This window comes from Streptomyces sp. AM8-1-1 (assembly GCF_032229325.1).
Classification (GTDB): domain Bacteria; phylum Actinomycetota; class Actinomycetes; order Streptomycetales; family Streptomycetaceae; genus Streptomyces; species Streptomyces achmelvichensis.
The window spans coordinates 6,872,190-6,886,625 of sequence record NZ_CP135086.1; the positions used below are offsets into that span (position 1 = coordinate 6,872,190).

The 14,436-nt window shown below is 71.0% G+C and carries 13 protein-coding genes; 12 read left to right on the top strand and 1 reads right to left on the bottom strand.

Features of this window, described 5'->3' with window-relative positions; genetic code table 11:
* Positions 1 to 14 precede the first annotated feature (14 nt).
* From RPQ07_RS30730 to nusB, 4 genes are all read left to right on the top strand, one after another.
* Positions 15 to 935, top strand: coding sequence for a Pro-rich N-terminal domain-containing protein (locus tag RPQ07_RS30730; protein ID WP_313947473.1), 921 nt, complete (start codon positions 15 to 17; stop codon positions 933 to 935).
* A gap of 76 nt (positions 936 to 1,011) precedes the next feature.
* The gene (locus tag RPQ07_RS30735; protein WP_313947474.1) at positions 1,012 to 2,118 is read left to right on the top strand and encodes an aminopeptidase P family protein; all 1,107 of its coding nucleotides are present in this window, start codon (positions 1,012 to 1,014) and stop codon (positions 2,116 to 2,118) included.
* Between the two features lie 60 nt (positions 2,119 to 2,178).
* On the top strand, positions 2,179 to 2,745 hold the full coding sequence (gene efp / locus RPQ07_RS30740) for an elongation factor P (protein ID WP_313947475.1): 567 nt from the start codon (positions 2,179 to 2,181) through the stop codon (positions 2,743 to 2,745).
* Between the two features lie 2 nt (positions 2,746 to 2,747).
* Positions 2,748 to 3,176, top strand: coding sequence for a transcription antitermination factor NusB (gene nusB, locus RPQ07_RS30745; protein WP_313947476.1), 429 nt, complete (start codon positions 2,748 to 2,750; stop codon positions 3,174 to 3,176).
* Between the two features lie 364 nt (positions 3,177 to 3,540).
* Here nusB and bldD read toward each other — a convergent pair whose 3' ends face one another.
* Positions 3,541 to 4,041 (bottom strand): transcriptional regulator BldD, encoded by a 501-nt coding sequence (gene bldD, locus RPQ07_RS30750; RefSeq protein WP_266489365.1) that lies wholly within the window; start codon positions 4,039 to 4,041, stop codon positions 3,541 to 3,543.
* Positions 4,042 to 4,238: 197 nt separating this feature from the next.
* Here bldD and pyrR point away from each other — a divergent pair, with 197 nt between their 5' ends.
* From pyrR to pyrF, 8 genes are all read left to right on the top strand, one after another.
* Entirely contained in the window at positions 4,239 to 4,814 is a 576-nt protein-coding gene (pyrR, locus tag RPQ07_RS30755; protein ID WP_313947477.1) for a bifunctional pyr operon transcriptional regulator/uracil phosphoribosyltransferase PyrR, read from the top strand.
* Positions 4,815 to 4,941: 127 nt separating this feature from the next.
* The gene (locus RPQ07_RS30760) at positions 4,942 to 5,928 is read left to right on the top strand and encodes an aspartate carbamoyltransferase catalytic subunit (RefSeq protein WP_313947478.1); all 987 of its coding nucleotides are present in this window, start codon (positions 4,942 to 4,944) and stop codon (positions 5,926 to 5,928) included.
* A 2-nt stretch (positions 5,929 to 5,930) separates the two neighbouring features.
* Positions 5,931 to 7,217 (top strand): dihydroorotase, encoded by a 1,287-nt coding sequence (locus tag RPQ07_RS30765; protein ID WP_313947479.1) that lies wholly within the window; start codon positions 5,931 to 5,933, stop codon positions 7,215 to 7,217.
* The gene (locus RPQ07_RS30770) at positions 7,214 to 7,783 is read left to right on the top strand and encodes a hypothetical protein (RefSeq protein WP_313947480.1); all 570 of its coding nucleotides are present in this window, start codon (positions 7,214 to 7,216) and stop codon (positions 7,781 to 7,783) included. The genes RPQ07_RS30765 and RPQ07_RS30770 overlap by 4 nt, the downstream gene beginning before the upstream one ends.
* The gene (gene carA, locus RPQ07_RS30775) at positions 7,780 to 8,916 is read left to right on the top strand and encodes a glutamine-hydrolyzing carbamoyl-phosphate synthase small subunit (RefSeq protein ID WP_313947481.1); all 1,137 of its coding nucleotides are present in this window, start codon (positions 7,780 to 7,782) and stop codon (positions 8,914 to 8,916) included. Before RPQ07_RS30770 ends, carA begins: the two co-directional genes overlap by 4 nt.
* Positions 8,909 to 12,217 carry a carbamoyl-phosphate synthase large subunit gene (carB, locus tag RPQ07_RS30780; protein ID WP_313947482.1) on the top strand — a complete coding sequence of 1,103 codons (3,309 nt, stop codon included), beginning with the start codon at positions 8,909 to 8,911 and terminating at the stop codon, positions 12,215 to 12,217. The genes carA and carB overlap by 8 nt, the downstream gene beginning before the upstream one ends.
* A gap of 62 nt (positions 12,218 to 12,279) precedes the next feature.
* The gene (locus tag RPQ07_RS30785) at positions 12,280 to 13,389 is read left to right on the top strand and encodes a quinone-dependent dihydroorotate dehydrogenase (protein ID WP_313947483.1); all 1,110 of its coding nucleotides are present in this window, start codon (positions 12,280 to 12,282) and stop codon (positions 13,387 to 13,389) included.
* Positions 13,386 to 14,231 (top strand): orotidine-5'-phosphate decarboxylase, encoded by an 846-nt coding sequence (gene pyrF / locus RPQ07_RS30790; protein ID WP_313947484.1) that lies wholly within the window; start codon positions 13,386 to 13,388, stop codon positions 14,229 to 14,231. The genes RPQ07_RS30785 and pyrF overlap by 4 nt, the downstream gene beginning before the upstream one ends.
* Positions 14,232 to 14,436 lie beyond the last annotated feature (205 nt).

Consider the following 14,436-nt stretch of genomic DNA (forward strand, 5'->3'; position numbering starts at 1 on the left):
CGGAGTGGCACCGGATGCAGCACGCAGTGGGGGGTCCGCTGCCGCCCCACCGGCCGGGGCACGGACCGGCCGGATGGACACACAGCGCCCAGCACCCCGGGCCGCCGCCGGGCCCTCCCCCCGGACACCCGGCCGCACCGCCGCAGGGTCCGCCCGCGGGCCCGCCGCCCGCGGGACACGCTCCCCGGCCGCAGCAGCCCGCACATCCGGGACCGCCGCCCCCGCACACCGGGCAGCCCCCGCAGGGCTGGACGGGACCGAGGCCCCAGCACCCCTCCGCGGCACCGCCGTCCCGCGACACCACCGGGCACGTCCCGCTGCCGCCCGGCGGGCCGGTTCCCATACCCGCGCCCCCGCAGAACGACGGCGGCACCGGCACGGCCACCCTCGCCGTCCTGCTGATCGGCCCCGCCGGCGCCGGCAAGACGACCGTGGCCCGTCACTGGGCGACCAGCCGGCGCGTCCCCACGGCCCACATCAGCCTCGACGACGTCCGCGAATGGGTCTGCACGGGCTTCGCCGACCCCCAGTCCGGGTGGAACGACAGCTCCGAGGCCCAGTACCGCCTCGCCCGCCGCACCTGTGGCTTCGCCGCCCGCAATTTCCTGGCCAACGGCATCTCCTGCATCCTCGACGACGCGGTCTTCCCCGACCGCCCGGTCGTGGGACTCGGCGGCTGGAAGCGGCACGTCGGCCCCGGCCTGCTGCCCGTCGTGCTGCTCCCCGGCCTCGAGGTCGTGCTGGAGCGCAACGCCGAGCGCAGCGGGAACCGCAGGCTCTCCGACGAGGAGGTGGCGAGCATCCACGGCCGGATGGCCGGCTGGTACGGCTCGGGCCTGCCGATCATCGACAACTCCAAGTACGACGTCGAGACCACCGCCCGGGTCCTCGACGAGGTCCTCGCCCGCTCCATCGCGAGCCCGCCGGCCTGGTAGCCGCCCCCGCCGTGCCACGCCCCCGGTCGGACGCGCTGACCGGGCCGCCTCGCGCCCGCGCTCGTAGGCTCGGAACATGTCAGAGGTGTATGGCGTCCGCCGCAGCCGGCTGCGCGACCGGTGCGCGGCCACCGGCAGCGACGGGGCCCTGGTCTCCCGTCCCGCGAACGTCCGCTATCTCGCGGGCGGAGCGCCTCCCGGGGCCGTTCTGCTGCTGGGCGGGGCCGAGGACATCCTGCTCTGCCCCCGTACGCTCACCGGCGACCCCGCCGACGGCCGCCCGGACGAACGGCTGCGGCTGACCGTCCTGCCCACCTCCGCGGGCGACCCCGCGGTCGCCGCCGCCGAGCTGGCCCGGACGGAGGGCGTCGAATCCCTCGCCGTCGAGGAGCACCACCTGACCGTCGTCCGCCATCGCGCGCTGCGCTCGGTGGCGCCGCGGCTGCGCATCGCCGACCTGGGCCTCGCCGTCGAGCACCTGCGCATCGTCAAGGACGAGGAGGAGATCGCCTGTCTGCGCATCGCGGCGGAGATCACCGACCAGGCGCTGGGGGAATTGCTGGAGTCGATCCTGGTGGGGCGCACCGAGCGGCATCTCGCCCTCGAACTGGAGCGCCGGCTCGTGGACCACGGCGCCGACGGCCCCGCGTTCGCCACGTCCGTCGCGACCGGACCCAACTCGGGCCGTGGCGGTCACCGCCCCACCGACCGCAGGGTCGAGGAGGGTGATTTCCTCTCCGTCTGCGTCGGTGCCAATTACCGCGGGTACCGCTGCGAGATCGGCCGCACCTTCGTGATCGGCACCTCGCCCGCGGACTGGCAGATCGAGCTGTACGACATCGTCTTCGCCGCTCAGCGGGCCGCTCGGGAGTCCCTCCTGCCCGGTGCCGCGTACCGCGAGGTCGACCACGCGGCCCGGCAGATCCTCGACGCCGCGGGCCACGGAGAGGGCCTCGCACAGCTCACCGGGCACGGCGTGGGGCTCGAAATCGAGGAGGACCCGCGGCTGGGCCCTGCCGCCATGGGTAAACTGGACGCTTGTGTGCCGGTCACCGTCGAACCGGGGGTCCACGTCCCCGGCCGGGGAGGTGTCCGGATCGATGACACGCTCGTCGTGCGCCAGGAGGCGGACGGCGGACCCGAGCTACTCACCATCACGACCAAGGAACTGCTCGCGCTCTAGCCTCGCGGCAGCGCGTTTCCTCGGTCGTCCACCAGCGTCAGTCCAGGAGATTCCGCAACCGTGGCTTCCACGAACGACCTCAAGAACGGCATGGTGCTCAAGCTCGACGGAGGCCAGCTCTGGTCCGTCGTCGAGTTCCAGCACGTCAAGCCCGGCAAGGGCCCTGCCTTCGTGCGCACCAAGCTCAAGAACGTGCTCTCCGGCAAGGTCGTCGACAAGACCTTCAACGCCGGCGTGAAGGTCGAGACGGCCACCGTCGACCGCCGCGACATGCAGTTCTCGTACATGGACGGCGAGTACTTCGTGTTCATGGACATGCAGACCTATGACCAGCTCATGGTCGACCGCAAGGCCGTCGGCGATTCCGCCAACTACCTGATCGAGGGCTTCACGGCCAGCGTCGCCCAGCACGAGGGCGAGGTGCTCTACGTCGAGCTGCCCGCCGCCGTCGAGCTGGTCATCCAGGAGACCGAGCCGGGCGTCCAGGGCGACCGCTCCACCGGCGGCACCAAGCCCGCCACCCTGGAGACGGGCTTCACCATCCAGGTCCCGCTCTTCATCACCACCGGTGAGAAGATCAAGGTCGACACCCGTTCCGGCGACTACCTCGGCCGGGTGAACAGCTAACCGTGGCTGCTCGCAACAAGGCCCGTAAGCGCGCCTTCCAGATCCTCTTCGAGGCCGACCAGCGCGGGGCGTCCGTGCAGACGGTCCTCGCGGACTGGGTCCGGCACGCACGGTCCGACGACCGGCAGCCGCCCGTCGGTGAGTACACCATGGAGCTGGTCGAGGGGTACGCGGAGTACGCGGACCGGATCGACGACCTCATCGCCACGTACGCGGTCGGCTGGACGATCGACCGGATGCCGGTCGTCGACCGGAACATCCTGCGGCTCGGCGCGTACGAGCTGGTGTGGGTGGACGAGACCCCGGACGCGGTGGTGATCGACGAGGCGGTGCAGCTCGCCAAGGAGTTCTCCACCGATGAGTCCCCTGCGTTCGTGAACGGCCTGCTGGGCCGCTTCAAGGACCTCAAGCCGAGCCTGCGGCGCTCTTAGCGGCGGGACGGTTCCATCGGGCCCGGGACCGAAGACGAAAGGTCTTCGGTCCCGGGCCCGTGCATGTCCCGTCTCCGGGCGCCCGGCGTCCGCACGCATACGGCGGCGACGGAACGTACGTCCTGACGGGCCGACAGCAGCCTGCCGCCGCCCAAGCGTTGGCCAAAGCTCGGGAGCCGGCCGGGCCGCCGAGGATCCGGGAACCGAGCCGGATCCGACGTGCTGTCAGCCCCGCGGATCCGGAGCGAGATGCCGGACCGGGAGGCGGGCGGGGACCCGGCGCGGGACCGGGAGGAAAACGTCGGAGGGCGAACCCGCATACGACGGGTTCGCCCTCCGATGTGACGTTTCTCCTGAAGTGCGATCAGCCCTCTTCGTGAGTCACGGCACGGCGTGCATCGGCGTCCAGGACGCCCCAGCTGATCAGCTGCTCGGTCAGGACCGACGGCGACTGGTCGTAGATGACCGCCAGCGTGCGCAGGTCGTCCTGGCGGATCGACAGCACCTTGCCGTTGTAGTCGCCGCGCTGGGACTGGATCGTCGCTGCGTAACGCTGCAGCGGGCCCGCCTTCTCCTGCGGGACATGGGCCAGGCGCTCCAGGTCCAGCACGAGCTTCGGCGGCGGCTCGGCGGCTCCGCCGGGCGTGGTGCCGGGCAGCAGCTCCTGGACCGGAACCCCGTAGAAATCGGCCAGCTCGGCGAGGCGCTGCACGGTCACGGCGCGGTCGCCGCGCTCGTAGGACCCGACCACGACGGCCTTCCAGCGGCCCTGGGACTTCTCCTCCACGCCGTGGAGGGACAGCCCCTGCTGCGTGCGGATGGCGCGGAGCTTGGCCCCGAGCTGCTTTGCGTATTCGCTGGACATATAGCTCCCCGGACGAAGTCTGGTAACTCACTGTGAGGTTACGCAGCGTTACTTGGATGCGTCAAGCCGAATGGGGCCGGACCGGTTGTCGACAGGGGCGCGACCGGCCGCCCCGCAAGGCCCTGGTACCGTGGGTGGCGCAAATCCGACGTCCTTTAACGTCCGTCCCGTGAGGCGGAGAAGGAGGTCCGTTTCTTATGGACGCCAGCAGCTCCGATGTGGCACGCCCCGTACTCGAGGCGCCCGACATCGCGCGGGTTCTGACCCGCATCGCCCACGAGATCGTCGAACGCGCCAAGGGCGCCGACGACGTGGTTCTTCTCGGCATTCCGACCCGCGGTGTGTTCCTCGCCCGCCGGCTCGCCGACAAGCTCGAGGAGATCACCGGCCGCACAATGCCGGTCGGCTCGCTCGACATCACCATGTACCGCGACGACCTGCGGATGCGGCCCGCCCGCACGCTGGCCCGCACCGACATCCCCGGCGACGGTGTGGACGGCCGCCTCGTCGTCCTCGTCGACGACGTGCTCTTCTCCGGCCGCACCATCCGCGCCGCCCTCGACGCGCTCGGCGACATCGGCCGCCCGCGCGCCGTGCAGCTGGCGGTCCTGGTCGACCGCGGCCACCGCGAGCTGCCCATCCGCGCCGACTACGTCGGCAAGAACCTCCCCACGTCGTTGCGGGAGACGGTCAAGGTCCTGCTCGCCGAGGAGGACGGTCGCGACACCGTGCTCCTCGGTGTCCGCGAGGCCGCCCCGGCCGGCGAGCAGTAGCGCGCTTCCTCCGTACGGCCCACGTGCCGTACGGACGCCTCTGCACGCCCGCAAGTCCACCGTGCCCCGCCCGGGTCACCCCCCGCCGGCCCGGCACACCGACCGCCACACACCGGAGCACACCCAGATGAAGCGTCACCTCATCTCGGCCGCCGACCTCACCCGTGACGACGCCGTCCTGATCCTCGACACCGCCGAGGAGATGGCCCGGGTCGCGGACCGGCCGATCAAGAAGCTGCCCACCCTGCGCGGACGCACCGTCGTCAACCTCTTCTTCGAGGACTCGACCCGCACCCGGATCTCCTTCGAGGCCGCCGCCAAGCGGCTCTCCGCCGACGTCATCAACTTCTCCGCCAAGGGGTCGTCGGTCTCCAAGGGCGAATCGCTCAAGGACACCGCGCTGACCCTGGAGGCGATGGGCGCGGACGCCGTCGTCATCCGCCACCACGCCTCCGGCGCCCCCTACCGGCTGGCGAACTCCGGCTGGATCGACGGAGCCGTCGTCAACGCGGGCGACGGCACCCACGAGCACCCCACCCAGGCCCTCCTGGACGCCTTCACCATGCGCCGCCGCCTGGTCGGGCGCGACGCCGGCCTCGGCCGCGACCTGGAAGGGCGCCGGATCACCGTCGTCGGCGACGTGCTGCACAGCCGCGTCGCCCGCTCCAACGTCCTCCTGCTGAACACCCTGGGCGCCGAGGTCACCCTGGTCGCCCCGCCGACGCTCGTCCCGATCGGCGTCGAGAACTGGCCGTGCCAGGTGTCGTACAGCCTCGACGAGGTGCTGCCCAAGTCCGACGCCGTGATGATGCTGCGGGTCCAGCGCGAGCGGATGAACGCCGCGTTCTTCCCCACCGAGCGCGAGTACTCGCGCCGCTACGGCCTGGACGGCGACCGCATGGCGCGGATGCCGGAGCACGCCATCGTCATGCACCCCGGCCCGATGAACCGCGGCATGGAGATCACCGCCGAGGTCGCCGACTCCGACCGCTGCACCGCCGTCGAGCAGGTCGCCAACGGCGTCTCGATCCGGATGGCCGTCCTGTACCTGCTGCTGGGCGGCAACGAGCCCGCCGTCAGCCCCGCCCACTCCCGTACCGAGGAGAGCAAGTAACCATGAGCAAGATCCTTATCCGTGGCGCGAAGGTGCTGGGCGGCGAGCCGCAGGACGTCCTGATCGACGGCGAGACCATCGCGGCCGTCGGCGCCGGCCTGAGCGCCGAGGGCGCGACCGTGATCGAGGCCGAGGGCAGGATCCTGCTGCCGGGCCTCGTCGATCTGCACACCCATCTGCGCGAGCCCGGCCGCGAGGACTCCGAGACCGTCCTGACCGGCACCAAGGCCGCCGCCGTCGGCGGCTTCACCGCCGTCCACGCCATGGCCAACACCTTCCCGGTCGCCGACACCGCCGGCGTCGTCGAGCAGGTCTGGCGGCTCGGCAAGGAGTCCGGCTACTGCGACGTCCAGCCGGTCGGCGCCGTCACCGTGGGGCTGGAGGGCAAGCAGCTCGCCGAGCTCGGCGCGATGCACGACTCCGCCGCCGGGGTGAAGGTCTTCTCCGACGACGGCAAGTGCGTCGACGACGCGGTGATCATGCGCCGCGCGCTGGAGTACGTGAAGGCCTTCGACGGCGTCGTCGCCCAGCACGCGCAGGAGCCCCGCCTGACCGAGGGCGCCCAGATGAACGAGGGCGTCGTCTCCGCCGAGCTCGGACTCGGCGGCTGGCCCGCCGTCGCCGAGGAGTCGATCATCGCCCGCGATGTCCTCCTCGCCGCCCACGTCGGCTCCCGGGTGCACATCTGCCACCTCTCCACCGCCGGCTCCGTGGAGATCGTCCGCTGGGCCAAGTCCAAGGGCTGGGACGTCACCGCCGAGGTCACCCCCCACCACCTGCTGCTCACCGACGACCTGGTGCGCACCTACAACCCCGTCTACAAGGTCAACCCGCCGCTGCGCACCGAGGCCGATGTGATGGCCCTGCGCGAGGCGCTCGCCGACGGCACCATCGACTGCGTCGCCACCGACCACGCCCCGCACCCGCACGAGGACAAGGACTGCGAGTGGGGCGCGGCGGCCATGGGCATGGTCGGCCTGGAGACCGCGCTCTCCGTCGTCCAGGAGACGATGATCGAGACCGGTCTGACCGACTGGGCGGGTGTCGCCGACCGGATGTCCTTCCGGCCCGCGAAGATCGGCCGCCTCAAGGGCCACGGACGCCCCGTCTCGGCTGGTGAGCCCGCGAACCTCACGCTCGTCGATCCGGCATACCGTGGAGCGGTGGACCCCGCGGGCTTCGCGTCCCGCAGCCGCAACACCCCGTACGAGGGCCGTGAGCTGCCGGGACGCGTCACCCACACCTTCCTGCGGGGCCGCGCCACGGTCGTCGACGGGAAGCTCGCGTGACAACTCATCTCCACATCGCCGCCGCGAAGCAGTCCGCGGAGGTCACCGACTGGGCGGCCCGCGCGGGCTGGGTCGTCGGGCTGCTGCTCTTCATCGCCTTCGTCTACTGGCTGATGCGCCAGGGCTGGAAGTGGCGGGGCAGCCTGCAGTCCGGTCTGCCGGAGCTCCCCACCGCGCCGGACGCGCCCGGAGAGGCCAAGCTGACCATGACGGGCCGCTACCACGGCTCGACCACGGCCGGTCAGTGGCTCGACCGCATCGTGGCGCACGGTCTGGGCACCCGCAGCCGCGTGGAGCTCACCCTGACCGACGCGGGACTGGATGTCGTACGCCCCGGGGCCGCCGACTTCTTCGTCCCCGCGGCACAGCTGCGCGAGGCACGGCTCGACAAGGGGATCGCCGGCAAGGTGCTCGCCGAGGGCGGGCTGCTGATCGTCACCTGGCAGCACGGCGAGACGCTCATCGACTCGGGCTTCCGCTCGGACCACGCGGCCGAGCACACCGCCTGGGTCGAGGCCGTCAACTCCATGAACACGCACATCACGACGGAAGGCACCGCACGATGACGACCTCCACCCGGGGAACCGCGAAGGTTCCCGCCGTACTCGTCCTGGAGGACGGCCGCATCTTCCGCGGCCGCGCCTACGGGGCCGTGGGGGAGACCTTCGGCGAGGCGGTGTTCAACACCGGCATGACCGGTTACCAGGAGACGCTGACCGACCCCTCGTACCACCGCCAGGTCGTCGTGATGACCGCCCCGCACGTCGGCAACACCGGCGTCAACGACGAGGACGACGAGTCCCGCAAGATCTGGGTCGCCGGATACGTCGTACGCGACCCCGCCCGGGTCCGCTCCAACTGGCGCTCGCGGCGCACCCTCGACGACGAGCTCGTCGCCCAGGGCGTCGTCGGCATCAGCGACATCGACACCCGCGCCCTCACCCGGCATCTGCGCGAGCGCGGCGCGATGCGCGTCGGCATCTTCTCCGGGGAGGGCCTGGCCGACGACGGGACGCTGCTCACCCGCGTCCGGCAGGCCCCCGAGATGTCGGGCGCCGACCTGTCCGCCCAGGTGGCCACCACCGACGCCTACGTCGTCCCCGCCATCGGCACCAAGCGCTTCACCGTGGTCGCCCTCGACCTCGGCATCAAGGGCATGACCCCGCACCGGATGGCCGAGCGCGGCATCGAGGTGCACGTGCTGCCCGCCACCGCCACGGTCGACGAGGTGTACGCGGTCCGGCCCGACGGCGTGTTCCTGTCCAACGGCCCCGGCGACCCCGCCACCGCCGACCTGACCGTCGTCAAGGCGGTCCTGGAGCGCAGCACCCCGCTGTTCGGCATCTGCTTCGGCAACCAGCTCCTCGGCCGTTCGCTCGGCTTCGGAACCTACAAGCTGAAGTACGGCCACCGCGGCATCAACCAGCCCGTCCAGGACCGCTCCACGGGCAAGGTCGAGGTCACCGCGCACAACCACGGCTTCGCCGTCGACGCCCCGCTCGACCAGGTCTCCGAGACGCCCTACGGGCGCGCCGAGGTCTCCCACGTCTGTCTCAACGACAACGTGGTGGAGGGCCTGCGGCTGCTCGACCGGCCGGCCTTCAGCGTCCAGTACCACCCCGAGGCGGCCGCGGGCCCGCACGACGCCGCGTACCTCTTCGACCGCTTCGTATCCCTGATGGAGGGCCAGCGTGCCTAAGCGCTCCGACATCCAGTCCGTTCTGGTCATCGGCTCCGGCCCGATCGTCATCGGTCAGGCCGCCGAGTTCGACTACTCCGGCACCCAGGCCTGCCGCGTCCTCAAGTCCGAGGGTCTGCGCGTCATCCTGGTGAACTCCAACCCGGCGACGATCATGACCGACCCGGAGATCGCCGACGCCACCTACGTCGAGCCCATCACCCCCGAGTTCGTCGAGAAGATCATCGCCAAGGAGCGGCCCGACGCGCTGCTGCCCACCCTCGGCGGTCAGACCGCGCTCAACACCGCGATCTCGATGCACGAGCAGGGTGTGCTCGAGAAGTACGGCGTCGAGCTCATCGGCGCCAACGTCGAGGCGATCAACAAGGGTGAGGACCGCGACCTTTTCAAGGAGGTCGTCGAGGCCGTCCGGGGGAAGATCGGCCACGGCGAGTCCGCCCGCTCCGTCATCTGCCACTCCATGGACGACGTGATCAAGGGCGTCGACACGCTCGGCGGCTACCCCGTCGTCGTGCGCCCCTCCTTCACCATGGGCGGCGCCGGCTCCGGCTTCGCGCACGACGAGGGCGAGCTGCGCCGTATCGCCGGCCAGGGCCTGACGCTCTCGCCGACCACCGAGGTGCTCCTGGAGGAGTCCATCCTCGGCTGGAAGGAGTACGAGCTGGAGCTGATGCGCGACAAGAACGACAACGTCGTGGTCGTGTGCTCCATCGAGAACTTCGACCCCATGGGTGTGCACACCGGCGACTCGATCACCGTCGCCCCCGCGATGACCCTCACCGACCGCGAGTACCAGCGGCTGCGCGACATCGGCATCGCGATCATCCGCGAGGTCGGCGTCGACACCGGCGGCTGCAACATCCAGTTCGCCGTCAACCCCGACGACGGCCGGATCATCGTCATCGAGATGAACCCCCGCGTCTCCCGCTCCTCGGCGCTGGCGTCCAAGGCGACCGGCTTCCCGATCGCCAAGATCGCGGCCCGGCTCGCCGTCGGCTACACCCTCGACGAGATCCCCAACGACATCACCGAGAAGACCCCGGCGTCCTTCGAGCCCACGCTCGACTACGTCGTCGTCAAGGTGCCCCGCTTCGCCTTCGAGAAGTTCCCCTCCGCCGACGCCACCCTGACCACCACCATGAAGTCGGTGGGCGAGGCCATGGCGATCGGCCGGAACTTCACCGAGGCGCTGCAGAAGGCCCTGCGGTCCCTGGAGAAGAAGGGCTCGCAGTTCGCCTTCACCGGCGAGCCCGGTGACAAGGACGAGCTGCTGCGCGTCGCCGTCACCCCGACCGACGGCCGCATCAACACCGTCATGCAGGCCATCCGCGCGGGCGCCACCCCCGAGGAGGTCTTCGAGGCGACGAAGATCGACCCGTGGTTCGTCGACCAGCTGTTCCTGATCAAGGAGCACGCGGACGAGCTGGCCGCCGCCGAGAAGCTCGGCCCCGAGCTGCTCGCCGAGGCCAAGCGGCACGGCTTCTCCGACGCCCAGATCGCGGAGATCCGCGGACTGCGCGAGGACGTCGTCCGCGAGGTCCGGCACGCGCTGGGCGTCCGGCCGGTCTACAAGACCGTCGACACCTGCGCCGCCGAGTTCGCCGCAAGGACCCCGTACTTCTACTCCTCGTACGACGAGGAGAGCGAGGTCGCTCCGCGCGAGAAGCCCGCCGTGATCATCCTCGGCTCCGGTCCGAACCGCATCGGCCAGGGCATCGAGTTCGACTACTCCTGCGTCCACGCCTCCTTCGCGCTCAGCGAGGCCGGCTACGAGACCGTGATGGTCAACTGCAACCCCGAGACCGTCTCCACCGACTACGACACCTCCGACCGGCTCTACTTCGAGCCGCTCACCCTGGAGGACGTCCTGGAGATCGTGCACGCCGAGACGCTCGCCGGCCCCATCGCCGGCGTCGTCGTCCAGCTCGGCGGCCAGACCCCGCTGGGTCTGGCCCAGGCGCTCAAGGACAACGGCGTGCCGGTCGTCGGTACCTCCCCGGAGGCGATCCACGCCGCCGAGGACCGCGGCGCCTTCGGCCGCGTCCTGAAGGAGGCCGGACTCCCGGCGCCCAAGCACGGCACCGCGACCACCTTCGCCGAGGCCAAGGCCATCGCCGACGAGATCGGCTACCCGGTCCTGGTGCGCCCGTCCTATGTGCTCGGCGGCCGCGGCATGGAGATCGTGTACGAGGAGAGCCGCCTCGAGACGTACATCGCCGAGTCCACCGAGATCAGCCCCACCCGGCCGGTCCTGGTCGACCGCTTCCTCGACGACGCCATCGAGATCGACGTCGACGCCCTCTACGACGGCACCGAGCTCTACCTGGGCGGCGTCATGGAGCACATCGAGGAGGCCGGCATCCACTCCGGCGACTCGGCGTGCGCACTGCCCCCGATCACGCTCGGCGGCTTCGACATCAAGCGGCTGCGCGCCTCCACCGAGGCGATCGCCCGGGGCGTCGGTGTACGCGGACTGATCAACATCCAGTTCGCACTGGCCGGCGACATCCTGTACGTCCTGGAGGCCAACCCGCGCGCCTCCCGCACCGTCCCCTTCACCTCGAAGGCGACCGCCGTGCCGCTGGCGAAGGCCGCCGCGCGTATCTCGCTGGGCGCGACCATCGCCGAACTGCGCGGCGAGGGCCTGCTCCCGGCCCGCGGCGACGGTGGCACGCTCCCCATGGACGCGCCGATCTCCGTCAAGGAGGCCGTGATGCCGTGGTCGCGCTTCCGCGACATCCACGGCCGCGGCGTCGACACCGTCCTCGGCCCGGAGATGCGCTCCACCGGCGAGGTCATGGGCATCGACACCGTCTTCGGCACGGCGTACGCCAAGTCGCAGGCCGGTGCGTACGGTCCGCTGCCCACCAAGGGCCGCGCGTTCATCTCCGTCGCCAACCGCGACAAGCGCTCGATGATCTTCCCGGCCCGTGAGCTCGTCGCCCACGGCTTCGAGCTGCTCGCCACCTCCGGCACGGCCGAGGTGCTCAAGCGCAACGGCATCAACGCCACGATCGTGCGCAAGCACTCCGAGGGCGAAGGGCCGGACGGCGAGAAGACCATCGTCCAGCTGATCCACGACGGCCAGGTCGACCTCATCGTCAACACGCCCTACGGCACGGGCGGCCGTCTCGACGGCTACGACATCCGGACGGCAGCGGTGGCGCGCAGCGTGCCGTGTCTGACGACGGTCCAGGCGCTCGCCGCCGCCGTCCAGGGCATCGACGCGCTCAACCGCGGTGACGTGGGCGTCCGTTCCCTCCAGGAACACGCCGAACATCTGATCGCGGCCCGCGACTAGCCACCCACGAGGGGGACACCACACGGTGTCCCCCTCTTCATGAGGCCCCCGAGGACACCACCATGTACACGTTCTTCTTCCGTCTCGTCTTCCGGCGGATGGATCCGGAGCAGGCGCACCATCTGGCGTTCCGCTGGATCCGGCTTGCAGCCCGCGTCCCCGTTCTGCGCACCTTCGTCGCCGCCGTGCTCGCGCCCCGCCACAAGGAGCTGCGCACCGAGGCGCTCGGACTGCGTATGCACGGGCCGTTCGGACTCGCGGCGGGGTTCGACAAGAACGCCGTCGCCATCGACGGCATGTCGATGCTCGGCTTCGACCACATCGAGATCGGCACGGTCACGGCCCAGGCCCAGCCGGGCAACCCCAAGCAGCGCCTCTTCCGGCTCGTACCGGACCGCGCCCTGATCAACCGGATGGGGTTCAACAACGAGGGCTCGGCCGCCGTCGCCGAACGTCTCGCCGCGCGGAAGGCCGTCTTCCGGACCACCGTGGGCGTCAACATCGGCAAGACCAAGGTCGTCCCCGAGGAGGAGGCGGTCGGCGACTACGTGACCTCCACCGAGCGCCTGGCCCGCCACGCCGACTACCTCGTCGTGAACGTCTCCTCGCCGAACACCCCAGGCCTGCGCAATCTCCAGGCCACCGAGGCGCTGCGCCCGCTGCTGACCGCCGTACGCGAGGCGGCCGACCGCACCGTCACCGACCGCCGCGTCCCGCTGCTCGTCAAGATCGCTCCGGATCTGGCGGACGAGGACGTCGACGCCGTCGCCGACCTCGCCGTGGAACTCGGCCTCGACGGCATCATCGCCACCAACACCACCATCGCCCGCGAGGGCCTCGGGCTCACCTCCGACCCGGCCCTGGTCAAGGAGACCGGCGGACTGTCCGGCGCCCCGGTCAAGGCGCGCTCGCTGGAGGTGCTGCGACGGCTGTACGCGCGCGTCGGCGACCGGATCACGCTGGTCGGAGTCGGCGGCATCGAGAACGCCGAGGACGCCTGGCAGCGCATCCTCGCCGGTGCCACGCTCGTCCAGGGGTACAGCGCCTTCATCTACGAGGGCCCCCTGTGGAGCCGCGCGATCCACAAGGGCCTGGCCGCCCGCCTGGCCACCAGCCCCTACGCCAGCCTCGCCGAGGCCGTCGGCGCCGACACCCGAAAGGCGAACGCATGAGCCCTCTGGAACCCTTCGGCACCCGGCTGCGGGCCGCGATGGACGAGCGCGGGCCGCTGTGCGTCGGCATCGACCCGCACGCGTCGCTGCTGAGCGAGTGGGGGCTCGGCGACGACATCGCGGGCCTGGAGCGCTTCACCCGGACGGTCGTCGAGGCGCTGGGCGAGCATGTCGCCGTCTTCAAGCCGCAGAGCGCCTTCTTCGAGCGCTTCGGCTCCCGGGGCATCGCCGTTCTGGAGCGCGCGGTGGTGGATCTGCGCGCGGCCGGCGCGCTGGTCGTGATGGACGCCAAGCGCGGCGACATCGGCTCCACCATGGCCGCGTACGCCGAGACCTTCCTGCGCAAGGGCGCGCCCCTGTTCTCCGACGCGCTGACGGTGTCCCCGTATCTCGGCTACGGCTCGCTGAAGCCGGCTGTCGATCTCGCCCGGGAGAGCGGGACCGGACTGTTCGTCCTCGCCCTCACCTCCAACCCGGAGGGCGCGGAGGTCCAGCGCGCGGTACGCGAGGACGGCCGCAGCATCGGCGCGACGATGCTCGCCCACCTGGCCGCCGAGAACGCCGGACAGACCCCGATGGGATCGTTCGGAGCGGTCGTCGGCGCGACGCTCGGTGATCTGTCGTCGTTCGACCTCGCCGTCAACGGTCCGCTGCTGGCCCCCGGAATCGGCGCCCAGGGCGCGACGGCCGCCGATCTGCCGAAGGTCTTCGGCGCCGCGGTGCGCAATGTGGTGCCCAATGTGAGCCGGGGCGTACTGCGGCACGGACCCGACCCGGCGGCGCTGCGCGCGTCGGCCGAACGCTTCGCGGACGAGGTCCGTTCGGCCGTTTCGGGGGTTTAGAACCGCTCCGGCGCGTCGACCTGCGACCTCATCACCACTCCCGTCCGGGGCTTGTTGACAGATCTTTGGCCGAAATCAGGGGCGATATGCCCGAAAAGTCCTGGTCGATCGATGCTGACCAGGACTTTTCCGCTGTTCTCGCTGACTGGAGCGGTGATGGCCGCTAGTCTCCGTCGAAGAGCGAACGTGCAGTGCGTTGCTCGTT

Excerpts from the sequence above, each read along its gene's own strand:
- RPQ07_RS30730 (WP_313947473.1), top strand. The coding sequence starts at position 15 with ATGCAGCACGCAGTGGGGGGTCCGCTGCCGCCCCACCGGCCGGGGCAC.
- RPQ07_RS30735 (WP_313947474.1), top strand. The coding sequence starts at position 1,012 with ATGTCAGAGGTGTATGGCGTCCGCCGCAGCCGGCTGCGCGACCGGTGC.
- bldD (WP_266489365.1), bottom strand. The coding sequence starts at position 4,041 with ATGTCCAGCGAATACGCAAAGCAGCTCGGGGCCAAGCTCCGCGCCATC.
- pyrR (WP_313947477.1), top strand. The coding sequence starts at position 4,239 with ATGGACGCCAGCAGCTCCGATGTGGCACGCCCCGTACTCGAGGCGCCC.
- RPQ07_RS30760 (WP_313947478.1), top strand. The coding sequence starts at position 4,942 with ATGAAGCGTCACCTCATCTCGGCCGCCGACCTCACCCGTGACGACGCC.
- RPQ07_RS30765 (WP_313947479.1), top strand. The coding sequence starts at position 5,931 with ATGAGCAAGATCCTTATCCGTGGCGCGAAGGTGCTGGGCGGCGAGCCG.
- carA (WP_313947481.1), top strand. The coding sequence starts at position 7,780 with ATGACGACCTCCACCCGGGGAACCGCGAAGGTTCCCGCCGTACTCGTC.
- RPQ07_RS30785 (WP_313947483.1), top strand. The coding sequence starts at position 12,280 with ATGTACACGTTCTTCTTCCGTCTCGTCTTCCGGCGGATGGATCCGGAG.
- pyrF (WP_313947484.1), top strand. The coding sequence starts at position 13,386 with ATGAGCCCTCTGGAACCCTTCGGCACCCGGCTGCGGGCCGCGATGGAC.